We start from the raw sequence: 24,284 nt of genomic DNA, 5'->3' as shown, positions 1-24,284 counted from the left end.
GCCTCACTTACGCTTCAACACAAAGCTGCCCACTACCGAATCGCCGGTACGGTTAAGCTGCCCTTGTTCGACCTGAAAATGTTCGCTCAGAGCGACTCGGGCTTGTTCGAAAATCTGGAAGTCTTTGCTCTGTGCTTGAATGCGCACTTCGCCGCGATTGCCATCGTATTTAACGCTCTGCACCTCAAAGCTCTTCACTTTCCCAATGGTGTCGGGAATAAGTGCCATCCAATTAAGAATAGAATCACCACCCGCCCCCCCAGACAGACGACGTTCTTCGTCTTCCATCTGCCGTTTAAGGTAACTGACGGTCGGGATCTTGTTCTTACCGGGCAAAACCTGACGGAAAATACGCTCACTCTCCGCGCGATAGGCGTTGGCCTGCGATTCATATTGTTGAATGGTGAGCACCTGCTGCGCCACCACCGCAGCAATCAGTAGTACGCCACTGATTGCCACCTTCTGCCACACCTTCCAGTGTTTCAGCCAAGACGATTTCGGCTTAAATGCTCCAGTCAGCAAAGAGAATTTGATGTTTGCCACGCCTTGGCTCAGCAGCGCCATGGTCATCTCGGCTGGCTGAGCCAACCAATTCACTTTACCTGTCTCTGACGGTACGCTACTGAAACTGGCTACCGTTAACGGTTCGTCAGGGCTCAAAGCCTCAAGATAGAGCGGCATCCAGCTTTGATCGACCGCACTGCCTTGGTAGGCACTGCGGCGAAATAACCACTGTTCACCCAGTTGGGCGGCGCTCATCCCTTCATCACTCAGCGGCAATGCCAAAGAGTCTGGTACGATGCGTTTGATCTCTATGCCGTGCTCACGAAATTTCGCCACAATGTGATGCAGCCAATCTCGCTCTACGGCGCAAACATGAGCAAAGCGACCTTCTTTGGCCAAAATAGAAAAGTGCAAGTCATCCACGTCTTGCGCTATCTCATCTTCGAGCAGGTAGGGCAACATGTTGTCAAGCTGACGAGAGGCGCCAGCGGGTATCTCAACATCCGTAAGCACAAGGTCGCTCGATGCTAGGAGTACCACCACACTTCTTTGTTCTGCAAAAGGTTTTAATTCTTCCAGTTGCTGCCAATCAGGCAGCTCGCCACTGGCGATCACTTCTTGTTGGTCTGCAGACCAAACCAGCCAAGGGATCGGGCTATATTGTTCGCTACTCAGCCGAACGGTCAGAAACTCGCTCACTGATTCCTCCAAAGCGACGACGCACAACGGTCACTGTTTCTCTGTTTTTACTGTACATTAGGCTGCGAATTCTCACTCGTGAGTCATCAACAAAGACCTGCGCATCCAATTCAAAATAAGCACTATCTACGGTGAGGTACTTTTTGGATTGTTTTTTAATCTCATCGCTGACACCTGCCAGCTCTGATTCTGCCATAAAGGCATCGACACTCGCCCAACCGTCAAACGGTCGCTTTTCAATCAAATCTTTGGCACTCGATTCGTTAAGCGTCGGCGACAAGAGCGCAACCAGTAGTGAGCTCTGCGCCTCGGCGAGTGTATTGACATTTAGCCGCCAGTCATCGGTCGGCAACGCACACACCAACGGGCGCAGCTTTTCCATCATCTCGCCCGTGACCTTGTACACCGCACGCAATTCACTGCTATCCGCAAGAAGTCCGTTAGCCGCTAAATACGCGGGTTGCATGCCTTCGTAAGTGGCATCTTCCACACCGGAACTGGAACGAATTGCATCATCACTATCGATAAATTCCCAAACTGAATCCGCAACCACCTCAGATTCATACGTTTCCACGCCATTTTCTTCCAGCAGATTGCGCAGCACCTTGACGAGGTAAGGACGCTCAAGCTGTCCATCCTGAGGTTTTACACTCGCCAACACATTGAGATTAAAGCACGCTTGGCGATCATAAATTCGCCCGCGCGCTTCACCGTAATCCAGTGGATAGGTTTTCTCTTCCACCGCCCACGGCTGGTTCAAGTTCACCGTGGTGTCACTGTCTTTGTAGCTCTGTTCAATCGCCACTTTAGCCAGCGCTTCCACACCTAAGCTGTACCAATAGGCTTGCTGGTAGCTAACTTGATTACTACCGCGTTGAAACTGGGCAAACAGCCGTTCCGACATCGATGCCGCTATGGTCGCCATAATGGCCAGCAGCATGAGGATAATCACCAGTGCCACACCAGATTGACGGCGGATGGTCACTTTAGCCATTGTTGTTATCCTTGCTGTCTTGATTACCCGAGTCGCTGCGTTTTTGCAGCGTACCTTCCGGAGTCAGATAGACGCGTGAGATCTTACCGTAATCTTTCAGTGTCAATTCAACCGAAACGGCAGCGGGTAACGTGTTCTCCGCATCCCATTCGTCGCTCCATTTCTTACCATCGGAAAAACGCATTTCAAACGTTTCCACCCCACTCAGCAAAGGGGTAATCACTCCCATTTGCCCAGCAGGCGTATCGGGGTAGCGCCACCATACCCGTTCAAACATGTCGTCTTTGATGCGATAGCCGACTTTGGTCACTTCACCACGCGGAAATTGCTGCTGAGGGTTATGCCAGCCTAAACGGACAAACATCACCCCTTTGCTGTCCGAGTCGAGTAGATAATCCGCCCAGACGATCAATTTTGCCGATGGACTCTCACCATTGGTGCGCATCGGGCGCAGCGCCATTTGGCGAAAATCGTTGTCCATCATTACCAAGGCACGCTGTAGCTCGTTGAGACGCGCGCTGCGCTCTTGCGACAACTGATTGCTACGCTGCACCTGATTCACCACCTGATAAGCGGCCACGCTTAATGTGGCGAAAATGGCGATCGACACTAACACTTCAATCAGGGTAAAGCCTGGTTGACGCTTTCTTTTACTGGCCGACATAGCTTCTCACCGTCACAATGGGGTTCGCTTCCTTTTCCGCTGCAACACTGACATCAAACGCTTTCAACAGCGGTTGCGTGGTCGCCACAGGTGCCACTTTCCAGTACCAAGTTCGCCCGGCCATCTCTTCCTGACCAGAGCGCGCTTTGAGCGATTTAGGGTCGAGCATCACACTCGCCATCTGGTTATCCGCCACCATGGCGGCAAACATCTTCTCTTCCAAATAGCCAATGGTATTGATGTGTTGGCTGACCGCTCGAATTACGCTCATCGCCGCGGTGGCAAAAATCGCCAGCGCAACCAGCACTTCCAGCAGCGTCATGCCTCTGCTTTTACGTCTGTTGGCCATTACTCTTTCTCTTCTTCGCCTGGAGCAAGCAGCACAATCTGCCCGGTATCTTTCGCCCTCACACGCCAACCATCTTCTGTTGCATCACGGTCTTGTGGGTAGAAAGAGAGTGAGAACGGCGTCAGTTCACCACTCGACAAAACGAAAATTTGTGGTGGCGACTCTTTTTTCTTTTTGCCTTCTTCTTCGGCAAACATATCTTCGTCAAACAGAGATCCCGGTTTAAACAAGCGATCATCTTGTTGCCAAACACCGCCGCCGAGGGAGAGTTGCAGCGCAACATCATTCTTAAGTTCGGTTGTCGCGGGGATTTTGTTGAGCGCTAAGCTCTGCCACCCCTGAGCTTGCAATACAAGTAAGGTATAACGGGATTTATCTTCATTGATACGAATACCAAAATCTTTACCACTGAGGAGAGCTTCTTCATTGAGTAACTGCAATCGTTGGTAAAAACTCTGAGCGTATTTTTTGGCGCTGTCATCGGTGCGGGTTGGAATGGTGGCGATCACCGCCACCGCCGTCAGAGAAAGCAGCACCAACACCAACAAGATCTCGATCAAGGTGAAACCACGCTGGTGCTGATTGGACATGTTCTTCAAACTGCTTTCTCTCACTGTTATTGCGTTGCAAGCGGATCCGAATTAACGGAAGTCTTGCATATTCCAGTTGCCGATGTCCGCCGCAGCGCCTTCACCGCCTTCTTGACCATCCGCCCCTAAGGTAAAGATGTCAACAGTGCCTTTGTCACCTGGGCTAAGGTATTGGTAATCGTTGCCCCACGGATCTTTTGGCAGACGTTTGATGTAACCGCCATCGCGGTAGTTACGCGGCTCTGGGCTGCTTGGCTTGCTCACCAGCGCTTCCAAACCTTGATCTGTGGTTGGATAAACACTGTTGTCGAGCTTGTACATATCGAGCGCGTTTTCCAACGCGACGATATCGGTGATCGCTTTCTGTTGGTCCGCTTTCTCTTTGTTCCCCAGCAAGTTAGGTACAACGAAACTGGCCAAAATGCCCAGAATCACTACCACAACCATGACTTCTAACAGGGTAAAACCCGCCTGTTTTTTACGTTTGCTTTGCATTATTTTCTCCACAATTAATCGTTCAGATAGTTACTCCACCCGATCGATAACCTTAGCCACTCATTAAGTTATTCATTTCCAGCATCGGCATCAGCGTTGCCATGACGATAAACAGCACCAAGCCCGCCATCAAGGCGATCAACGCGGGAGTAAAGATCCCCAACGCGATATTGACCGTCGATTCAAAGTTCTGGTCTTGGTTATCCGCTGCACGCGTCAACATGCTCTCCAACTCACCACTCTGCTCACCACTGGCGATCATATGCAGCATCATCGGAGGAAAGAGACGGGTTTGATCTAGGGCTTTGCGCAAGCTGGCTCCTTCACGCACACTGTCCGCTGCTACTAAGACCTGTTGTTTGACAAATTGGTTCGACATCACATCCACCGCAACACGCATTCCTTCCAAAATCGGAATGGCGCTGGAGGTACAAATCGATAGCGTTCGTGCAAAACGCGCCGTATTCAAACCCTTAGAAATTTTCCCAAGCAGCGGCAGGCTTAAAATACGTCTATCCCACGCCATACGAAAGTTTGGCTTTTTCAGGGCGGTTTTTAGCAGATAGATCGCCACTACCACGCTGACAAACAGTATCAAGCCCCATTGCTGAATAAATTCACTCGAGGCGAGAAGAAACTGCGTGGACTGCGGCAGCTCTTGCCCCATTTGAATGATCGGCTCAACGATTTTCGGCACCACGGTCGCCAGCAAAAACGCCACAATCGAGACCGCAAACACCACCAACACTACAGGGTAGATCATCGCTTGCATCAGCTTAGAGCGCATTTTCTGCCGATTTTCACAGTAATCAGCCAGCCGTTCTAAAACGGCATCGAGGTGACCGGATTTCTCCCCTGCCGCCACCATAGAACGATACAGCTCATCGAAGATGTGCGGATAATCGGCTAGGCTGTCGGCTAAAGTGTAACCTTCGGTCACTTTGGAACGCACCGCGGCCAGCATGCTTTTGATGCGCGGCTTTTCCGCTTGTTCCGATACCGCGCGTAAGCACTCTTCTAAAGGCATACCCGATTGAACCAAGGTCGAGATTTGGCGCGTAATCAACGAAAGATCAGGAGTACTGATCCCGCGTTTGAATCCACCGGAAGCGTTGCTTTTCGCCTGCTTCGCTTTGGTCTCGATCACCTCAATTGGCACCAAGCCTTGCTCTTTAAGCCGCTGTCTAACCTGACGAGCGTTATCGCCTTCGATATTGCCTTTTTTCTGTCGCCCTTTGGCATCGAGCGCTTTGTATTCAAACGCTGCCATCAGGATTCCTTAGTGACACGCATCACCTCTTCAAGTGAGGTGACACCTTGCAATACTTTGCTCAAACCATCGCTGCGAATGCTCGGCGTATGTTCACGGATCAGTTTATCAATCGCCTGCTCACCCGCTTCACTGTGGATAAGCTCCTGCACTTTTTCATCCACCATTAGCAACTCGTGGATGCCGGTACGGCCTCGGTAACCTTTGTGATTACACTTCTCACAACCTTTGGGACGGTAGAGGATAAGAGGCTCTTTCTTCTTACTATCAAACAGTTTGCGCTGCTCTTTATCGGCTTCGTAGGGCTCTTTACAGTCGTGGCACAGCGTTCGTACCAAGCGCTGCGCCAACACCCCAAGCAAAGAGGAAGAAATGAGGAAAGGCTCAATTCCCATATCACGCAAACGGGTAATCGCACCGACCGCCGTGTTGGTGTGCAATGTCGACATCACTAAGTGGCCGGTTAACGACGCTTGAACGGCAATTTGCGCGGTTTCCAAGTCACGAATTTCCCCGACCATCACCACATCCGGGTCTTGACGCAAAATCGCACGCAAACCGCGAGCAAACGTCATGTCGACTTTCGGGTTCACCTGAGTCTGGCCGATGCCATCGATATCAAACTCAATCGGATCTTCGACGGTGAGGATATTGCGCTCGTTGCTGTTGAGCTCCTGCAACCCTGCGTACAAGGTGGTTGATTTACCCGAACCTGTAGGCCCCGTGACCAGAATAATCCCGTGTGGACGAGCGATAAGGTGACGGAAGTTATCGTGGTTGGCAGGCGTCATACCGAGGCTGTGTAAATCCAAGCGGGTGGCGTTTTTGTCCAGCAGACGCATAACCACACGTTCACCATGCGATGAAGGCATAGTCGAAACCCGTACGTCCACTGCGCGACCACCGATGCGCAAAGAGATTCGGCCATCTTGCGGCACGCGTTTTTCAGCGATGTCCAGCTTCGCCATGACCTTGACCCGCGATACCAGCAGCGGTGCCAGCTTACGGTTAGGAGCCAGCACATCACGCAGTACCCCATCAACACGGAATCGAATCGAGAGCGATTTTTCAAACGTTTCGATATGAATATCCGATGCCCCTTCTTTGATCGCCTCGCCAAGCATGGCGTTAATCAATTTGATGATCGGCGCATCGTCTTCCGATTCAAGCAGATCTTCCCCTTGCGGCAACTCTTCCGCCAGCGAGAAGAAATCGTCATCGGAACCGATGTCTTCCATCAGTTGTCTCGCCTCTGACGAGTCACGCTGATAGGCTAAGGTAAGCTTTTTCTCGAACTCTTCTGCGCTGAGCGCCTTGGGAATAAACGTCTGCTTCAACACTCGGCGTACTTCAATCAACGCCGATGCATTGAGAGGTTCGACATAATAAAGCATCATCGGGCGCTCGGGATGTTCCACTTCAAGCACCATCTTAAAACGGTTGGCAAAGCTAAAAGGCAAACGGCGAAAAGCAGCCACCGTGTCCAACATATCTACCATTAGTTGCTTTCCATCTGTTCGATAAAGGCCTGAATTTCAGCAGGATGACGCTTATCGTCTCCAAATTTCGGCAAAACAGGGATGTTACCATCGTCCATAAGCTTCAAACCTTGATCGGCCTTGTACAGCTGTTCAGCACGAATGTAGTTGTATTTGCGCTGGGTGATGCCGTCAGCCGTCATGCCATCGCGAATAATGGTTGGCTTGATGAAAACCATCAGGTTCTTTTTCTCAACTTGGGTACTGGTCGATTTGAACAGGTGGCCCAAAATTGGAATATCACCCAGCAGCGGCACTTTCGACTCACTCTCCAGTGCTCGTTCATCGATCAAACCACCGAGCACCAGCATCTGCCCATCCTGAACAATCACGGAGGTATTTAACTGACGTTTAGCAAAGCGTACGTCGACCGCGCCGTTGGCTCCAAGCACGTTGGAGACCTCTTGCTCAATATTCAGTTGTACTGAGTCGCCTTCGTTGATTTGCGGTACCACTTTCAGTTTGATGCCGACTTCTTTACGCTCCACCGTCTGGAATGGATTGTCGTTGTTCGAGCTGGCCGATGAACCGGTTAATACTGGCACTTCTTCACCAACAATAAACGACGCTTCGCCGTTGTCCATCACGGTAATACTGGGCGAGGAGAGTATGTTCGAATTGGAGTTGCTGGCGACTGCGCTGATTAAGGCTGTCCAATCACCCATGACCAAACTCATCGCTGCGCCATTTACACCTGATAAGGCAGAGGCTAGAGTGGAGTAATCGCCTTTGTCTGTCGTTGTTTCATTGCGTAGAAACTCACCATCAGAGTTATACACAGCTTTCGTATTTGTTGTATCCTTAGCTTCTTCCAAACCAATCATCACCTGACCAATTTGCGCACCACTGTTGCCGTACTGAATCAAAGCACCACTTTCCAGTGAGCCCCACTGTACGCCAAGGTTAATGCCGTCGCCTTCCGCCATTTCAACAATCAAAGCTTCAATCAATACTTGTGCACGACGAATATCCAACTGAGAAATCACTTCTTGCAGCGCAATCATGATATCGGGCGGCGCAGTCAGCACCAGCGAGTTGGTGCCTTGGTGCGCCGCAATCACCACGTCATTACGTTGCGAACCCGCGGTTTTCTGGCCGGAATTTTTCTCCGCTTGCAGGTTATCGGACACGCCCTTGAGCACATCGACTAAATCTTCCGCTTTAGCGTATTTGAGATAGACCACGCGGTTGTTGCCTTTGGTTGCCATCTCAACATCCAGCTTCTCAATCAGGTTTTTCAGGCGTTCACGCACCTTAGGATCACCCGAGATTAAGATGGAGTTGGTGCGTTCGTCTGCCACCAATTTCGGCAACAGATTGGCTGGGGTATTTTTGGCGTCTTGAGATTTATTCAGTGCATCGACAATGCGCACCATTTCAGAGGCAGACGCATTTTTCAGTTCAATCACTTCCACTTCGGTATCGCCCGCTTGGTCGACACGTTTGATGATTTCCGCCAGGCGATTCACCACCGCAGCACGTCCAGTGATCAAAATGATGTTAGCTGGGTCGTAGTGCACCACGTTACCCGCACCTGCGTTGTCGATCAGTTGGCGCAGCAATGGAGAGAGTTCACGTACCGACACATTGCGTACCGCGACCACACGTGTAATAACATTGTCGCCTTTGACGGTGTCATCACCCACCACAGGAATGGCCGAGGTTTTCGAATCTTTCGATTTGACGACTTTCAGTACGCCATTTTCCATTTCCACCACGGCATAGCCGTACACTTCCAGCACATTAAGGAAAAAACTGTAGTACTGCTCTTCATTTAGCACATCGTAGCTGCGGACATCAATTTTGCCGCGCACTGACGGGTCAACAATGATGGTTTTCTCCAGATTGCGTCCGACGATCGTAATGAATTCCTGAATGTCCGTACCTTTAAAGCTCGCACTAAATTCGCTTGCCCACGCGCCGGACGTACAGGCTAGCGTCCCTGCTAGCAACCATGCGCTTTTGCTAAACCAATGTTTCACGTATATCTCCCACCACTTACGCTCTAGCGCCTAAGTATTAAAATTGGATGTAAATGTCATGCTGCTGACCATCACGCTCAACCGTCAGGTTCAGCTCTGTCAGCTCTGAAATTGAATTGAAAATTTTGCCCATCGCTGCGGGATCGGTCAGATCGTTGCCGTTAAGCTGCACGGCAATATCGCCATCTTGCAAACCAACCGACTGGAAAAGCTGTGGATTTTTACCCGGACTGACCCGATAACCGATCACTTGTTCGTCTTTCTTTACTTGGGATAAACGGACATATTGGAAAATCTTCTGCGGATCGGCGGTGATCTCTTGACGAATCTGTGCCAACTGTTCGTCGGTATCGGGCGGGTTATTCTTCGCAATGGTCGACGAGGCAGGCGCACGCGAGGTGCTATCACCAAGTTTCTTGTACTCTAGCCCTTCGAGCATCACGGTTTCATCACGCCCTTCATTATCAATGATTACGCGATCCACCAACACGGCTTTTAATTTGGCACGAGTCCCTTCAATTTCTTCGCCTAAGCCGTAAGTCGCTTGCTGACCTCGGTTGGCAATGACCGCCAAGCTGGCACTCGGGTTACTGCTCGCAACCGCACCAACTAACACCAAATTGAGTCGAGTTTTCGGCGCATCTTGCACAACTGGCGCGGTTACGACGGGTTTCGCTTTGTTTTCGTTGTAAACACCAAATAAATTCATCGCCTGCAACCCAGCAAGAGAAAGGCCCTGTTTATTGTTGCTTTGCCCACCGACTATTGCAGGAGCTTGCCAAGCGACAATCTCATTTTTTGCTGGCTGTGTGAGCCAAACAACCTGACCTAGAGTCCAGCCTGTCATCGCAATCAAAATACCAGCTAAGATTTTGCTTACATGGCGCTGAATCTCGCCGTTATTCGCAATGACGCGAGCCAGTAGCGGGCTGCTTTTCAATCCAGCACTTAGCTCTGATGGTTTCACTGAGTTGATTCCTTTTTTGTTACGATTCAATGACCGCTTTGTTATCGGCAGTGTTCTTCTATGATTTCACTGCACTCCCTGACGACATCTTCACCAGTCATAAACAAATGGAAGACATCCTGCTATGTTTTTGACTGCAATGGAATTGTCTAGTCGACAAAGAGCAGTGAACTATATCACAGCATAATAGTTACACGCTTTTCAAATTCCGTTTTTGCCAACTCCCTTGAAATTTTTGCTGCATGTCACCATTGTAAGAGTCAATAAGCAGCAATCATTAATCATTCACAGCACTGATTAGAGAGTAAGACTTCCTATGAGTTCCCAACTTGATGCCATTCGCTTAGATAAATGGCTGTGGGCTGCACGATTTTATAAGACCCGTTCCATCGCCCGCAACATGGTCGATGGAGGTAAAGTCCACTATAATGGTCAGCGCACAAAACCAAGCAAAATAGTTGAAATTGGTGCAACAATTAAGTTACGCCAAGGAAATGAAGAAAAAGTGGTGGTGATTGAGCAGATCTCAGATCAGCGACGTGGCGCACCAGAAGCGCAAAAGCTGTATCGCGAAACCGACGAAAGTGTGGCGAAGCGCGAAACACTGGCACAGCAGCGTAAACTCAACGCCAACCCAAGCCCAGAAAGACGCCCAGACAAAAAACAGCGTCGTGACATCATCAAATTTAAACTGCAGTAACAACGCCGGAAAAACCGACGAGGAATCCCTAAATGGCAAGCAATGTTTTGAACCGCTACTTATTTGAAGACCTTTCAGTGCGTGGCGAGCTGGTACAATTGGATGAAGCGTACCAGCGTATTATTTCGAGCAAGGAATATCCGGCAGCCCTGCAAAAACTGTTAGGCGAGCTGTTGGTGTCAACCACTCTACTCACCGCTACGCTCAAATTTGAAGGTTCTATCACCATTCAATTGCAAGGTGATGGTCCGGTATCTTTGGCGGTCATCAATGGCGATAACGAACAGAAAGTTCGTGGTGTCGCGCGCTGGGAAGGTGAGATTGCCGACGATGCTAGCCTGCACGATATGATGGGGAAAGGCTACCTTGTCATCACCATTGAGCCGAAAAAAGGCGAGCGCTATCAAGGTGTGGTTGGCCTAGAGGGCGACAACCTTACTCAAGTGATTGAAGGCTATTTCGCCAATTCAGAGCAGCTTAAAACCCGCTTGTGGATCCGCACTGGCGCGCACCAAGGTCAAGCGCACGCTGCTGGTATGCTGATTCAAGTTGTGCCAGACGGCACTGGCTCTGCCGATGACTTTGAGCACCTCGAACAGCTAACAAACACGGTGAAAAATGAAGAGTTATTCACCTTAGGAGCCAACGATCTGCTGTATCGCTTGTACAACCAAGAACAAGTTCGTCTGTTCGAACCACAACCTGTTGAGTTCCATTGTGGCTGTTCTCGTGAGCGCAGCGGTGCCGCAATTGTCACTCTCGATAAAACTGAAATTTATGACATTTTGGCCACCGAAGGATCCGTTTCTTTACATTGTGATTACTGCGGCACGACTTACTCGTTTGACGAGCCGCAAGTGGCTGAGCTCTACACCAACGCCACTTCTGAGCGTAAAACGCTGCATTAATTTCCTTGGATTATCAAGCACGTAATTTACCCGTCAAAAGGCCAGCATACGCTGGCCTTTTTGTGATCAAAGCCTAGTAAATCAATACTTTCCCGTAATTTAATAACCCCTTATTTTTTGTTAATTAATAATCCCTTAACGCTGGCGCAATGGTTTGCGTGCACGATAAACTATCTCGGCCAATATGTGACGGGACACCTAAAACCTCAGGAAAATTAAGGATAATTTTTGAACTATATCCCTGTTTTCTCCCCCACCCGTTGTTAGCATGGTGAGCAGAAAAATTAAAAGATTCTTACAAAATCCCTACAAAATCCTATAAGGAGCACCTATGACCGTTATGGAACATACTAAGGCTGCAACAATTGATTTAACCAAACATGGACTGCGCAACGTAAAAGAGGTTCTACGTAACCCAAGTTACGAAGTGCTGTTTGCAGAAGAGACGCGTGCGGATCTCGAAGGCTACGAAAAAGGCGTAGTCACCGAGCTTGGTGCGGTCGCTGTCGATACTGGCGTTTTCACTGGCCGCTCACCAAAAGATAAATACATAGTGAAAGACGCGACGACGGAAGAAAACATGTGGTGGACATCCAGTGCAGTTCCGAACGACAACAAACCAATCACTCAGGAAGTGTGGAACGACCTCAAAGAACTGGTCACCAACCAGCTTTCTGGCAAACGTGTGTTCGTGATTGATGGTTACTGTGGTGCTAACCCTGACACGCGTCTAAGCATTCGTGTGATCACCGAAGTCGCTTGGCAGGCGCATTTTGTGAAGAACATGTTTATCCGCCCTTCCGAAGAAGAGTTGGCAAGCTTTGAGCCGGACTTCGTGGTGATGAACGCCGCGAAATGCACTAACCAGAAGTGGCAAGAGCATGGTCTGAACTCGGAGAACTTTACTGTGTTTAACCTGACCGAGCGCACTCAACTGATTGGTGGCACTTGGTACGGCGGCGAAATGAAGAAAGGCATGTTCGCCATGATGAACTACTTCCTGCCGCTGAAAGGTGTCGCATCTATGCACTGTAGTGCCAACATGGGCAAAGATGGCGATGTCGCGATCTTCTTCGGCCTATCTGGTACAGGGAAAACGACCCTATCCACCGATCCAAAACGTGCGCTGATCGGCGATGACGAACATGGCTGGGACGATGACGGCGTGTTTAACTTTGAAGGTGGCTGCTACGCGAAAACCATCAAACTGTCGAAAGAAGCAGAACCAGACATCTACAACGCCATCCGTCGCGATGCATTGCTTGAGAACGTTACGGTACGTAACGACGGTTCAATCGATTTTGACGACGGCTCGAAAACCGAGAATACGCGCGTTTCTTACCCGATTTACCACATTGATAACATCGTCAAACCCGTTTCTAAAGGCGGTCATGCCAACAAAGTGATCTTCCTGTCTGCCGATGCCTTTGGCGTATTGCCTCCCGTGTCTAAACTGACACCAGAACAAACCAAGTACCACTTCCTCTCTGGTTTTACCGCCAAATTGGCGGGTACTGAGCGTGGCATTACCGAACCAACGCCAACCTTCTCTGCCTGTTTTGGTGCCGCGTTCCTAACGCTACACCCAACCAAGTACGCAGAAGTCCTAGTTAAACGCATGGAAGAAGCGGGCGCAGAAGCGTACCTAGTGAACACCGGCTGGAATGGCAGCGGCAAACGTATCTCGATTCAAGATACGCGCGGCATTATCGATGCCATCCTTGACGGCTCGATTGAAGAAGCACCAACCAAACATGTGCCTATCTTTAATCTAGAGGTACCGACATCGCTTCCTGGCGTCGATCCAACCATCCTTGATCCACGCGATACCTATGTAGACCCACTACAGTGGGAAAGCAAAGCCCAAGATCTGGCACAACGCTTTATCAATAACTTTGCTAAATACACAGACAACGCCGAAGGCCAATCTCTAGTCTCAGCGGGGCCTCAGCTTGACTAAGTGATCGAGCAATAAAAAAGCCCTCACTCGAGTAATGCCACTCGCTTTATAGCGAGTGGCATTTTTATGTCTAGATCGCGCTCGATAGTTTGGTTCTACGCTGTTATTTGACGGCCTCATAATATGTCGACTCAAGCTATTAAACGCTTGGATCATCTTGGCCTCATTGACGCTTTTTGCCATGAAATCAGCCTAGCACGGGTGATAGATGCGCTCATTCCCAGCTATTCCGAGCACCATGTTTCTCATGCTGCCGCTGTCTTGGCCATGCTCCTAAATGGACTTGGCTTTCACCGCAGAACACCTCACCAGACCAGTTAATTTTCCAGATGGGTATCACTCTTTAGAAAATTCGGACATAAAAAATCGGACTCAACAGCGTTGAGTCCAATTATGAAGCTTAGGATCGTTCAATTACTTAAAACGATCGACATTATCCACTCGGATGCCTTTGTTTTTCTCTGATTGTTCGTTTACCAGAAAGCAACAAGCAGCCCCAATGCCAATACCATGCCGACGTAGTTGTTATTCAGGAACGCTTTAAAGCACAGCTCTCGTTCGCGATGGCGAATCAAATGTTGCTGATAAACAAACAAAGCTCCCGCGGCCAGTATGCTCCAATAGAAACTTTGCCCTAACTGATAATATTGACCCAGCCACAGCAACATCGCTAAGGTCGCCAGTTGCAACAATCCGATGATCAGTTTGTCAAAACGACCAAATAAGATCGCGGTCGATTTCACCCCAATAAGCAGGTCATCATCGCGATCCACCATCGCATACTGGGTATCGTAAGCGATGGTCCACAGCGCATTAATAGTAAAGAGGAACCACACCATCCAAGGCAATTCATTGGTTTGCGCCGCCCACGCCATTGGAATGGCCCAGCTAAACGCCAGTCCTAGCACCAACTGCGGGAGATGGGTGTAACGCTTCATAAAAGGGTAAACAAACGCCAAAGCTATGCCACCAAAGGAGAGCTGAATGGTCAGCGAGTTCATGGTGAGGACCAAGAGAAAGGACGTTATCCCCAAAGCCAAAAACAGCAGCACCGCCTCTTTTGAGGTCACTTTGCCCGCTGGCAATGGGCGCTGTTGGGTGCGCTTGACATGGCCATCGACATGGCGATCGGCAAAATCATTGATGACACACCCGGCGCTACGCATCAAGAAAACGCCCGCGGTAAAGACCAGTAGAACGTCCCAATCTGGCATCCCTTCCGCAGCCAGAAGCAGCGACCACAACATCGGCCAGAACAGTAAAAAAGAGCCAATCGGCCGATCCATTCTCATCAATTGCCAATATGCTTTGGCTTTTTCTGCCGACATTTACACGCTCTCCTTGGAGTAAATTGGTGCATGGGGTAAAAACAGTTCGGCCACCAGCATCGGTTTGTGGTTCATCCATAATCGTGAGCGGCGCGCAAGTAAACGTCCAGATGGGGTCTCAACCCAAGCCACTTGCAGCGCATCGCGTTCAACATTATCCGCACTAAATACGGTTAATCCAAGTGGTAGCTCGCCTAGCGTGGCCAAATCGTACGGCTGATCGCAAAGCGTCGACTGTGGGATCAAAGTACGTCCAAGCACCCAGCGAGCACCGTCACCAGAGAGGATCACTTCTCGCAGTAAACATGGCCCTTGACTGAGCAACGCTTTTTCTTCTCCCAGTAAGAGCGGCTCATCCAGCGCCTGATTGCGCAGCAATTCAACCGTCAAGTTCTGGCAATGCTGGTTCAAGCGACGCGATAACGAGCCCTGTTCATGCAGCCAATGTTTGGCCTGCTCATTGGGGTAGGCAAAATGTTCGGTAGTTTGCCATCTCGCTTGTGATAATAAAGCAAGATAGGGCGATATCGGCTGATTCATACTAGTATTCAATTGATCGCTTTATGCGTACAATAAAGCAACACATTACGGCAACGACTTACCGTAACGATTGTTATAACTTATGTGACATTTGGACCGCCCATTGTAACAAGACAAACGCGTTTCGAGTATCGTAATCAGAAGAAAGAAAAGATAGAAATATGTACAAACGTTATATAGTCCAAATAATTCTCGCACTCAGTGTGCTGGTTTCGCTTCCTACGTTCGCGGAGGAAGAAAAAGCAGGGCCGAAACTGGCTTATTTCACTTTGGAACCGGATCTGACGACCAACTTCTATACCAAAGGGAAAAAGCTCGGTTACGTGCAAGTGCGTATTGATGTGATGGTGATGAGCAGCGAAGATCTCGCTTTGGTCGAGCGTCATCAACCGCTTATCCGCGATGCTGTGGTAGAAATGCTCGGTCAGCAAACCGAAGAGACGGTCAAGTCACTGGCTGGACGGGAAGATCTGCGCAAAAACTTGGTCGCATACTTAAACGAGATTTTACTGCCAGAAACAGGCAAAACCGTGATTGCCGACCTGCTATTTACTAAGTATCTCTATCAGTAATCAGCAAAACGGATGACCACGTTAAAAAAGCGGCTCAGGCCGCTTTTTGATTTTTTGCTTTGGTTGAATCAAGATACGCCAGCGCCATCCCCGCGAGTAACCCAACCAAATGCGCGGTATTGCCAATTGGCATAAAGGGCTGCACGTAACCAAGCACCAGCCACACCAACATAAATGCCACGATAGGTTTAGGTAAGAAAAGGCCCTTGTGTGGACAGCGATAGCCGAAAATCCACACATAGCCGACAAGCGCGTATACCACGCCAGACAAGCCACCAAAATTGGCACCATGGACCATAAACTGACCAACACCAGACAACGCGGCAGAGATGACAAACAGTTGCAATAGTTTGCGCGTGCCAAGTCGCTGCTCCAGCTCACCGCCCAACTGCCACCACCACAAAAGGTTGAAAGCAATATGCAGCACAGAAAAATGCAGCACAGCGTGGCTGACCCAGCGCCATAGCTGCCATTGCTGTTCGGCCGCCGCAGGAAAATGCAACAGAGCAAATACCGCATCCGCTAGGCCAAAGGTTTGCAAAAGATAAATCACACTACACAGCAGCATGATCGCCAGCGTAAGTGGTCCCGCTTTGGCTTTGACCATCGCACCGAGACTGGGCGAACGGTAGCGAAAACGTGCTTTGCGCGTTTCCGCTACCTGCCACGAAGCTGCACTGTATTTGCTGTCTGATGGATTGGCTAAGAAGCGATCGAGCTCCGCTTCAACCTCAAGCAGATACTGCTCATCTAACAACCAGAGGGCAAACATCCCCTCACCTTCTGGCATCATCTGCAATTCAATTTGCTGCGATGCCATGTAATCGATAAATGCTTGCATCATCCTTGGGTTGTTTAGTGCCACTAATCGCCTCATACCCAAACCTCTCTGCTTTTACTTTTACGCCACTAGCTACGCTCTACTGGTAAGTTTGCACGGTGCCATGCTTCAAAACCACCATCAACGCTGTAAACCTCTTCAAAACCTTGATTCACTAGATACTGAGCGGCCCCTTGACTGCTGATGCCGTGATAACACATCACCAGAATAGGCTGATCCAGCTCAACCTCATTCATAAAGGTAACCATGCTGTCATTGGTGAGATGGAAAGCGGAATTGGCATGTGCCACAGCAAAGGATTGCGGATCGCGAATATCCACCAAACGAGCTTCACCGCTCTCCAGCAACGCTTGCGCACTTTGTACATCAATGTGTTTGAACTGTTCCATTTACTTTCTCTCTGTTCTTGTTGTTAGCTGACGGGATTGTAACCTATCCAGAGGCAAACTTAGACACATAGTTCTTCAGGGCATTTTTTGAAGTGCAAAAATCAATCAATTGTGGATAAAGCTGTGGATTGCGTTGATAAGGTATTTTTTGATCCAAAGATCCACAAGATGTAGTAATGATCCTGATCTTCTTGTGCGTAGGATTATAACTATCCCCAAGCTCTAAGCCCATCTGAACCCTTATTTTGTCCGGCTTGCGAACAGACGATAAATAATTACCTCACAGAGTTATTCACAGGCTTGGTGATGTTTTTACGCCGTTTATCGCAACTTTTCTGATCAAAAAATGAAAAAAAACCGGGATCTCTCGATCCCGGTTTTTTTAGAATAACTCTTTCGTTGGTTTTAGATTTCACCAACTGCCATTTTCAGCTTCTTCATGGCGTTTTTCTCTAGCTGTCGAATACGCTCGGCAGAAACACCATAACGTTCAGCCAAATCTTGCAGCGTCGCTTTGTCGTCGTCCAACCAACGAGAACGCACAATATGCTGGCTGCGCTCATCCAGACTCGCTAACGCCAAAGAAAGGCGGTTGTTGGTGTGCTCTTCCCAGTTTTGCGCTTCAAGGTTATCCGCAATATCAGAAGATTTATCTTCCAAATAAAGCACTGGCGCTGTCGATACACTGCCGGAATCTTCATCATCAACGGTGAGATCGAACGTCGAATCGACCGCAGCAAGACGGGATTCCATTTCACGTACTTCTGAAGGCTCGACACCCAATTCGCGGGCGACCGTTTCCACTTCACCATTGTTGAACCAGCCTAAGCGTTTTTTGGACTTGCGCAGATTAAAAAACAGCTTACGTTGTGCTTTGGTGGTGGCGATCTTGACGATGCGCCAGTTACGCAATACGTATTCGTGGATCTCCGCTTTGATCCAGTGCACCGCAAACGACACCAGTCTTACACCGACTTCTGGGTTGAAGCGCTTAACCGCTTTCATCAGGCCAATGTTGCCTTCTTGTACTAAGTCGGCCATCGGTAAACCGTAACCGGAATAGCCACGAGCCACGTGAACAACGAATCTCAGATGAGATAAAATCAGCCCTTTCGCTGCTTCAATCTCGCCTTTGTAATGCAAACGCTCTGCGAGTTCACGCTCTTCGTCCGCACTCAGCATGGGATAGCTGTTTACCGAACGAATATAACCATCAAGGCTATCTTGCGTTACTAGAGCCATCGGATACGCTTGATTTGTCATTCGATTCCTCATCAATCTCTGATCTGGAGTAAAACATTGCCAGTCGGCGCTGCTATCTTGAACTGATCTTTCCTCAGTTTCAAGCTGGGTTAGCCATTATCCATAAACAATCCATCGATACAAGTCAATCGATTTTTCTTGTCAGGATGAGCACCGAATATAAGACCAGCATCACTTAAACTGGTTCAATTTCTTTTAAATGTCGCTGTGCGGAAAATCTCGCCGCGACACAGCCAAGAAAGGTTCCGGTCATCAGCAGCAGCAAGGATTCATCCCAACTGAGACCGATCAAACGAAACTGGCTGTCGTACAAGGTGGCCAAATCTTCCACCGCGCCGTTAAGCAGAATAGTAATCAACGCGGTTAAAATCCAGGCAATCACACTGCCCAATAAACCAAACCACATACCGGAATACAGATACGGACGGAGGATAAATCCATCGGTCGCACCAATCAATTTCATGGTTTGGATCTCTTCTTTGTTGGCAAGTACATTAAAACGCAGCGTATTGCCGACAATCAAAAATACCGCACCGAGCATCAGAAGTGTCAGGGTAATGACAATGATGCTCGCCAGTGTTTTTATCGCATCGAGACGGGTGAGCCAATCTTCATCTAAACGCACATCGGTCACATCGTCGCTGGCAGCGACAATTTGTGCTAAGCGTTTGACCGCCACCTGCTCTTCGCTACTGGGCGTGATCACTAATACCCCAGGCAAAGCATAGTTATCGAGCAAGCTTAGTGCCTGCTCAAAACCGGAGTATTGACTTAAATCGGCCAATCCTTGCTGCGGCGAAATGTATTCCACTTTGCCGACATCCTCTTGCGCTTCCAACTCATCTTTGAGAATCATCACTCTCGCTTCTGGAACACCTTGACGCAAGTAAGCACTAACTTGAGCAGGAGAGGTCACATGCGATGTCGCCCCTGCTATGTTTTTACCGAGCAGATAAAGACACGCGGGCATGGAAAGCGCTACGGAGATCACTGCTAACGTCAACAGATTGCCCAAAGGGCGCTGCCAAATTGCGCTTAGTGACGCTTTCGCCTGCTTCAGGTGAATGGCAAAAAAGCTGTCGGTTTTCGGTCGATTGCTTTTGGCTTTGGGGGAAGACTTTTGTATGCGTTTATTCGCGGCCATAATCTTCTACCTCGCTAAGAAAGCCTTGATTGAGCTCAAAGTGACGATATTGAGGGCGCGAGTTAACCAAGCTGATGTCGTGGGTAGCGAGCAAAATGGTGACGCCAGCGCGATTAAACTCTTCAAACAGACGCACGACGCGGTTGGACAACTCCGGATCTAAGTTCCCCGTCGGTTCATCGGCCAGCAGCAAGGTTGGTCGATTCACCACCGCGCGGGCGATACCGACACGTTGCTGCTCCCCACCGGAAAGCTGGCTCGGCAAACATCGCGCTTTGTCCAATAAATCGGTTTTGTCTAGCGCCGCCGAGACACGTCGTTTGATCTCCAGTTCAGAAATGGACTCAATGCGCATCGGCAACGCCACGTTGTCGTAGACACTGCGGTCCATCAATAAACGGTGATCTTGAAAGACAATGCCGATGTTACGGCGCAAAAACGGAATATCGCGATTCGGGATACGTGTGATGTCGTGGCCATTGAAACTAATGCGCCCGTCGGTTGGCCTTTCAATGGCGCAAATCAGCTTAAGCAAGGTACTTTTACCCGCTCCGGAATGTCCGCCCAGAAAAGCCATTTCTCCACGACGTAAATGAAAATCGACCTTTTGCAGTGCCTGGCGGCCACCACGGTACGCTTTGCTCACCTGCTGAAATCGGATCACCACTTATCCCTCTGTTGATTTTACTCTTCGCGGCTAAACAGGGCGTCGATGAATTCTTGCGTCTGGAATGGTCGCAAGTCTTCAATGCCTTCACCCACCCCGATATAGCGAATAGGGATGCTAAACTGGTCGGCGATGGCAAAAATTACCCCACCTTTGGCCGTGCCATCGAGTTTGGTTAATGTAATGCCCGTAATGGGCGCCACATCGCTGAACAATTTGGCCTGACTGATCGCATTTTGACCCGTGCCTGCGTCCAGTGTCAGCATGATCTCATGCGGCGCGGACTCATCAATTTTCTTCATCACGCGAACAATTTTACGTAGCTCTTCCATCAAATTGCTCTTGTTCTGTAAACGGCCTGCAGTATCGGCGATCACCACATCGACCCCACGCGCTTTCGCCGCTTCGATCGCATCGTAAATCACTGAGGCGCTGTCGGCTCCGGTGTGCTGAGCAATCACAGGCACATTGTTTCGCTCGCCCCACACTTGCAACTGTTCTACCGCCGCGGCGCGGAAAGTATCGCCAGCGGCCAACATCACCTTTTTACCTTGGCTTTGGAACTGTTTCGCGAGCTTACCAATCGTGGTGGTTTTACCTACTCCGTTGACGCCAACCATCAGGATCACGTAAGGGGTTTTGCTGCTGTCGATGTGCAATGGCTGCTCCACCTTGGCAAGGATCTCGGCCATCTCTTCTTTAAGTAAACCATACAGCGCTTCACCGTCACGCAAGTCACTGCGCGATGCTTTTTCGGTCAGGTTTTCAATGATTTTGAGCGTAGTCTCCATGCCCACATCAGCAATCAAGAGTTGCTCTTCGAGCTCTTCAAACAGCTCATCATCGATTTTTTTGCCTTTGAACAGGCCAAAGAAGCCAGCGCCGATATTGGCTTTGGTACGGCTCAGGCTGCGCTTTAAACGGGCAAAAAAACTCTCACTGGGTTTTTCCTGCTCTTGCACGCGCTCCACAACAGGTTCAGGGTCAGCGCTAGAAAGCGCTTCGCTCTCTTCTTGCGGCATCGCAAGTGTACTTTCTGGGCTTTCTGCGCTCTCCGCGACACGCTCGGCTGGCTGCGAATCGCTTAGACTTTCTTCAACTAACTGCGGTTCTTGTTCTTCAGCGGATTGAGATGGAGTGGCTTGGTGTTGCGTTGCTTTGGTTTGCTCTTCTTCACCAAAACCAAGCCATGATAATAATCCGCGCTTTTTCTTTTCCGTCATCGGGAGATATCCTGATTTTTACTGACTCTCTGCTTTTCTCCAGCACAAGGCACAAAGAAAAGTGAACTCTTCAACCAGTGCACTCTGGGCTATTCCGTTTTTCTCAGCGGAATAGTGGTACACTCTGTCACAATGAAACTCTGGGCTCTATCCAGGCGCTGCGCCTGGAGGATTGGCTATAGTAACACTTAATTAGCGGTCAAAAAATCTATGGTAAGACGTCACCAGCAAAACACATCACAAAATAAGCCATCCGTTGGCTGTGTGCGCATCATCAGTGGCTTATGGCGAGGCCGAAAACTGCCGGTACACGACGCTGAGGGCCTGCGGCCAACCACCGATCGGGTCAAAGAGACACTGTTCAACTGGCTAGCGCAAGAGATCCCACACGCGCATTGTTTGGATCTGTTTGCTGGCTCCGGCGGGCTCGGGTTTGAAGCGGCCTCACGCCAGGCAAAGCTTGTGACCATGGTGGAACTCAACCCTAAAGCGTTTGCCCAATTGCAACAAAATGTCACGGCAGTCAAAGCCAATAATATCCAGTTGGTCAGCGGTGATGCGTTGCAATTCCTTAAGCAGCAAGGCACACCGCAGCACGTGGTGTTTATTGACCCACCGTTTCGCCAAGGCTTGCTGCAAGAAACAGTGACACTTTTGGAACAAAATGGCTGGCTGGTCGAGGATGCGATGATCTATATTGAGGCGGAAAAAGAGTGGCAGGGAGAAAACTTGCCCGCGACCTGGCACTTGCACCGTGAAAAAACCGCCGGTCAGGTCAGTTACCGTCTCTACCAACGACAACCATCGTAAAAGGATTCTGTCATGAAAGCGTTGCTCCTGCTGGCCAAAGCCGCGATTGCCTTCGTCTGGTTTATTCTGATTTTCAACATCTTCGCCCCCTTTCCGGGCAATGCGGCGATTGTTCTGTACATCATGGCCGCCTTTCTGTTCATTATGCACGGCTTACAAATGGCGATTTTTATTGGCGCATTTGGCGACAAAATCGCTATGACTCGCTGGGACAAATATTCGATTTTGCTGTTTGGCATCTTCGCCCTGCTCGATATTCGCCGTAAATACATGATGTAAAAAAATGCCGCTGAATGTCAGCGGCATTTTTTATTCCATTTACATTCCCATGTAACTCTTGACCCCGTTGAGAAACATCTGGGTGGAAATCATCACCAGCAGCAGCCCCATCAAACGCTCCACCGCTTTAAGGCCGCGTTCACCGAGAATGCGATGGAAGAAACCGTAGAACATCAAAATGATAAAGGTGGCAAACCACGCCAAGGCAACCGCCGCCGACAGTTCCGCCAAATTGTTCGGATGCTGAGTAGACAACAGCAAGAGCGCAGCAATCACCGACGGTCCAGCGATCATCGGGATGGCCATCGGCACAATGAAGGGCTCTTTACCTGCCGCAAGTCCGGTGATACTGCCTGCACTGGGGAAAATCATTTTAATCGCGATGATGAATAAGATGATTCCGCCTGAAATGCTCAGCGTTTCCGGTTCGACATGGAGAAAATTGAGAATACTCTGCCCGGCAAAAAGAAAGAGCATCAGGATCATCAGAGCGAAGAGTAACTCTCGAATCAGTACCTTACGGCGTCTTTTAGGATCGATATGTTTTAAAATGGACAAGACAATCGGCAAATTGCCCAAAGGGTCCATAATCAGAAACAGCATGGTGGCTGCGGCAAGAATGTCCATCAGAGATCTCGAAGTACAACAATGGCGCCAGTATAGCAGTACAATACTGGCTTGACGATGAACTCAACGAGCAGAGAGGCGCTAGTAGATAATAGAAGCGACGATCAGTGCATGGGCAAGAAAGTAGCTGCCCGACACCCAAACATAGGCGCGCTTCATCGGCTTGCGATAGCCGTGAATAGCATAAGCCAGTGCCGAGTAGATCATCACCAACGCACCACCAAAACCTACCGCATTGGCCAGCGAAGCACTTTGCAGCCACACTTCCCCAGCCGCCCATGCCATTTGCACCAACATTATCCCCATGATGACCACGGGAAAGACCAGAGAATCGAGTTGAGGTAGCAGCAAAAAGAAGGCAACGATACTGGCCGCCAGCAACAGGGCAAGCAACCACCAGACAATCTCGCCATTGAGTTGCACCCAGAACGATTTGCTATAGCAAAGTTGCGCCACTAGAAAACCAGTAAAGTAAAAGGTTTTTCTGGCGCGTAGGGTATGTAACACATCGGCAACGATAGAAATCATAAGGCCAGCGGCAACCCAGTAGGTGTATCCCTGCTTCGGCCCTTGAGTGACGACTAAAACGCAGAGCAGTGCCAAAGTTAACACTTTAAACACCAAGGTCTGAGTCCGGCTCGATTGACGCGCACCCAATACGGATGTCACTCCTGATAAGCCTATAGCCAGCCAACTCCACATCTGCATTACCCTTTCACTTTTAACGCGGCTAGTCTAGGTAGCAGAAACTGTATGTAAAGCAGTAAACCACGAAAGTTGGATCTTGATAGCGAATAACGACCTACTGGTAAAACGCAAGGGCAAAGGAATCTGTTTATTCCGCTGGGCGAAGAAAAACCTTTAGCGTTGCAATCCGCAACCAGAATGCCAAGCAATCCGTAGAAAAAATCAGAAAAGCAAACGTTACCGCATCGTGGCCAGACCAGCCATACCAATAGAGAAAGTAAAAATGAATAAAAA

At 49.4% G+C, this 24,284-nt stretch carries 26 protein-coding genes and 1 pseudogene; 7 read left to right on the top strand and 20 right to left on the bottom strand.

Annotated elements, in window-relative coordinates:
* Window positions 1–3: 3 nt before the first annotated feature.
* The 10 genes from gspL to gspC are packed head-to-tail and all read right to left on the bottom strand — an operon-like array spanning window position 4 to window position 10,052.
* Window positions 4–1,203, bottom strand: a complete 1,200-nt coding sequence (gene gspL / locus EWA64_RS09365; protein WP_061893573.1) for a type II secretion system protein GspL — start codon at window positions 1,201–1,203, stop codon at window positions 4–6.
* Entirely contained in the window at window positions 1,172–2,197 is a 1,026-nt protein-coding gene (gspK, locus tag EWA64_RS09360; RefSeq protein WP_061893572.1) for a type II secretion system minor pseudopilin GspK, read from the bottom strand. The genes gspL and gspK overlap by 32 nt, the downstream gene beginning before the upstream one ends.
* On the bottom strand, window positions 2,190–2,861 hold the full coding sequence (gene gspJ / locus EWA64_RS09355; RefSeq protein ID WP_061893571.1) for a type II secretion system minor pseudopilin GspJ: 672 nt from the start codon (window positions 2,859–2,861) through the stop codon (window positions 2,190–2,192). The genes gspK and gspJ overlap by 8 nt, the downstream gene beginning before the upstream one ends.
* The gene (gene gspI, locus EWA64_RS09350; RefSeq protein ID WP_061893570.1) at window positions 2,848–3,210 is read right to left on the bottom strand and encodes a type II secretion system minor pseudopilin GspI; all 363 of its coding nucleotides are present in this window, start codon (window positions 3,208–3,210) and stop codon (window positions 2,848–2,850) included. Before gspI ends, gspJ begins: the two co-directional genes overlap by 14 nt.
* Window positions 3,210–3,800 (bottom strand): type II secretion system minor pseudopilin GspH, encoded by a 591-nt coding sequence (gene gspH, locus EWA64_RS09345; protein WP_061893569.1) that lies wholly within the window; start codon window positions 3,798–3,800, stop codon window positions 3,210–3,212. The genes gspI and gspH overlap by 1 nt, the downstream gene beginning before the upstream one ends.
* A 51-nt stretch (window positions 3,801–3,851) precedes the next feature.
* Entirely contained in the window at window positions 3,852–4,295 is a 444-nt protein-coding gene (gene gspG, locus EWA64_RS09340; RefSeq protein ID WP_039422645.1) for a type II secretion system major pseudopilin GspG, read from the bottom strand.
* 52 nt (window positions 4,296–4,347) lie between these two features.
* Window positions 4,348–5,565 (bottom strand): type II secretion system inner membrane protein GspF, encoded by a 1,218-nt coding sequence (gspF, locus tag EWA64_RS09335; protein ID WP_039422644.1) that lies wholly within the window; start codon window positions 5,563–5,565, stop codon window positions 4,348–4,350.
* Window positions 5,565–7,064 carry a type II secretion system ATPase GspE gene (gene gspE / locus EWA64_RS09330; RefSeq protein ID WP_061893568.1) on the bottom strand — a complete coding sequence of 500 codons (1,500 nt, stop codon included), beginning with the start codon at window positions 7,062–7,064 and terminating at the stop codon, window positions 5,565–5,567. Before gspE ends, gspF begins: the two co-directional genes overlap by 1 nt.
* Window positions 7,064–9,085, bottom strand: coding sequence for a type II secretion system secretin GspD (gene gspD, locus EWA64_RS09325; protein WP_061893567.1), 2,022 nt, complete (start codon window positions 9,083–9,085; stop codon window positions 7,064–7,066). The genes gspE and gspD overlap by 1 nt, the downstream gene beginning before the upstream one ends.
* A 37-nt stretch (window positions 9,086–9,122) precedes the next feature.
* Entirely contained in the window at window positions 9,123–10,052 is a 930-nt protein-coding gene (gene gspC / locus EWA64_RS09320; RefSeq protein WP_061893566.1) for a type II secretion system protein GspC, read from the bottom strand.
* A 316-nt stretch (window positions 10,053–10,368) separates the two neighbouring features.
* On the opposite strand from gspC, the gene hslR reads away from it, so the two are divergent.
* The 4 genes and pseudogenes from hslR to EWA64_RS09300 form a co-directional block, all read left to right on the top strand.
* On the top strand, window positions 10,369–10,752 hold the full coding sequence (gene hslR / locus EWA64_RS09315; RefSeq protein WP_061893565.1) for a ribosome-associated heat shock protein Hsp15: 384 nt from the start codon (window positions 10,369–10,371) through the stop codon (window positions 10,750–10,752).
* A gap of 32 nt (window positions 10,753–10,784) precedes the next feature.
* Entirely contained in the window at window positions 10,785–11,660 is an 876-nt protein-coding gene (hslO, locus tag EWA64_RS09310) for an Hsp33 family molecular chaperone HslO (protein WP_061893564.1), read from the top strand.
* A gap of 331 nt (window positions 11,661–11,991) precedes the next feature.
* Window positions 11,992–13,620: a phosphoenolpyruvate carboxykinase (ATP) gene (gene pckA / locus EWA64_RS09305; RefSeq protein WP_061893563.1), complete on the top strand. Its 1,629-nt coding sequence runs from the start codon at window positions 11,992–11,994 to the stop codon at window positions 13,618–13,620.
* A gap of 123 nt (window positions 13,621–13,743) precedes the next feature.
* Window positions 13,744–13,938 (top strand): annotated as a pseudogene (locus EWA64_RS09300) (DUF4277 domain-containing protein); the annotation flags it as partial.
* Window positions 13,939–14,093: 155 nt separating this feature from the next.
* Here EWA64_RS09300 and ubiA read toward each other — a convergent pair.
* Window positions 14,094–14,948 carry a 4-hydroxybenzoate octaprenyltransferase gene (gene ubiA, locus EWA64_RS09295; RefSeq protein WP_061893562.1) on the bottom strand — a complete coding sequence of 285 codons (855 nt, stop codon included), beginning with the start codon at window positions 14,946–14,948 and terminating at the stop codon, window positions 14,094–14,096.
* The gene (locus EWA64_RS09290) at window positions 14,949–15,488 is read right to left on the bottom strand and encodes a chorismate lyase (protein WP_139045634.1); all 540 of its coding nucleotides are present in this window, start codon (window positions 15,486–15,488) and stop codon (window positions 14,949–14,951) included.
* Window positions 15,489–15,649: 161 nt separating this feature from the next.
* Here EWA64_RS09290 and EWA64_RS09285 point away from each other — a divergent pair, with 161 nt between their 5' ends.
* Window positions 15,650–16,060, top strand: coding sequence for a flagellar basal body-associated protein FliL (locus EWA64_RS09285; RefSeq protein WP_061893560.1), 411 nt, complete (start codon window positions 15,650–15,652; stop codon window positions 16,058–16,060).
* A gap of 34 nt (window positions 16,061–16,094) precedes the next feature.
* On the opposite strand, the gene glpG is transcribed toward EWA64_RS09285, so the two are convergent.
* The 6 genes from glpG to ftsY form a co-directional block, all read right to left on the bottom strand.
* Window positions 16,095–16,937, bottom strand: a complete 843-nt coding sequence (glpG, locus tag EWA64_RS09280) for a rhomboid family intramembrane serine protease GlpG (RefSeq protein ID WP_061893559.1) — start codon at window positions 16,935–16,937, stop codon at window positions 16,095–16,097.
* A gap of 32 nt (window positions 16,938–16,969) precedes the next feature.
* Window positions 16,970–17,290, bottom strand: a complete 321-nt coding sequence (glpE, locus tag EWA64_RS09275) for a thiosulfate sulfurtransferase GlpE (protein WP_061893558.1) — start codon at window positions 17,288–17,290, stop codon at window positions 16,970–16,972.
* Window positions 17,291–17,695: 405 nt separating this feature from the next.
* Window positions 17,696–18,553 carry an RNA polymerase sigma factor RpoH gene (rpoH, locus tag EWA64_RS09270; RefSeq protein WP_039422105.1) on the bottom strand — a complete coding sequence of 286 codons (858 nt, stop codon included), beginning with the start codon at window positions 18,551–18,553 and terminating at the stop codon, window positions 17,696–17,698.
* Window positions 18,554–18,728: 175 nt separating this feature from the next.
* Window positions 18,729–19,697 (bottom strand): permease-like cell division protein FtsX, encoded by a 969-nt coding sequence (gene ftsX / locus EWA64_RS09265; RefSeq protein WP_061893557.1) that lies wholly within the window; start codon window positions 19,695–19,697, stop codon window positions 18,729–18,731.
* A complete protein-coding gene (gene ftsE, locus EWA64_RS09260; RefSeq protein ID WP_061893606.1) occupies window positions 19,684–20,361 on the bottom strand; it encodes a cell division ATP-binding protein FtsE in 678 nt (225 codons plus the stop codon). Before ftsE ends, ftsX begins: the two co-directional genes overlap by 14 nt.
* A gap of 20 nt (window positions 20,362–20,381) precedes the next feature.
* Window positions 20,382–21,587, bottom strand: coding sequence for a signal recognition particle-docking protein FtsY (gene ftsY / locus EWA64_RS09255; protein ID WP_061893556.1), 1,206 nt, complete (start codon window positions 21,585–21,587; stop codon window positions 20,382–20,384).
* Between the two features lie 210 nt (window positions 21,588–21,797).
* Here ftsY and rsmD point away from each other — a divergent pair, with 210 nt between their 5' ends.
* The gene (rsmD, locus tag EWA64_RS09250; protein ID WP_061893555.1) at window positions 21,798–22,397 is read left to right on the top strand and encodes a 16S rRNA (guanine(966)-N(2))-methyltransferase RsmD; all 600 of its coding nucleotides are present in this window, start codon (window positions 21,798–21,800) and stop codon (window positions 22,395–22,397) included.
* A gap of 12 nt (window positions 22,398–22,409) precedes the next feature.
* On the top strand, window positions 22,410–22,676 hold the full coding sequence (locus tag EWA64_RS09245) for a DUF1145 domain-containing protein (protein ID WP_039422115.1): 267 nt from the start codon (window positions 22,410–22,412) through the stop codon (window positions 22,674–22,676).
* Between the two features lie 39 nt (window positions 22,677–22,715).
* Here EWA64_RS09245 and EWA64_RS09240 read toward each other — a convergent pair whose 3' ends face one another.
* Together EWA64_RS09240 and EWA64_RS09235 are read right to left on the bottom strand one after the other, a co-directional pair.
* Window positions 22,716–23,303 carry a YhgN family NAAT transporter gene (locus EWA64_RS09240; RefSeq protein WP_061893554.1) on the bottom strand — a complete coding sequence of 196 codons (588 nt, stop codon included), beginning with the start codon at window positions 23,301–23,303 and terminating at the stop codon, window positions 22,716–22,718.
* Window positions 23,304–23,384: 81 nt separating this feature from the next.
* Window positions 23,385–24,005 carry a lysoplasmalogenase gene (locus EWA64_RS09235; protein ID WP_039439437.1) on the bottom strand — a complete coding sequence of 207 codons (621 nt, stop codon included), beginning with the start codon at window positions 24,003–24,005 and terminating at the stop codon, window positions 23,385–23,387.
* Between the last annotated feature and the right edge of the window lie 279 nt (window positions 24,006–24,284).

It is taken from the genome of Vibrio cidicii (genome assembly GCF_009665415.1).
Classification (GTDB): domain Bacteria; phylum Pseudomonadota; class Gammaproteobacteria; order Enterobacterales; family Vibrionaceae; genus Vibrio; species Vibrio cidicii.
The sequence above is the reverse complement of the archived record's forward strand: the minus strand, read 5'-3'. Positions and strand labels throughout refer to the sequence as shown.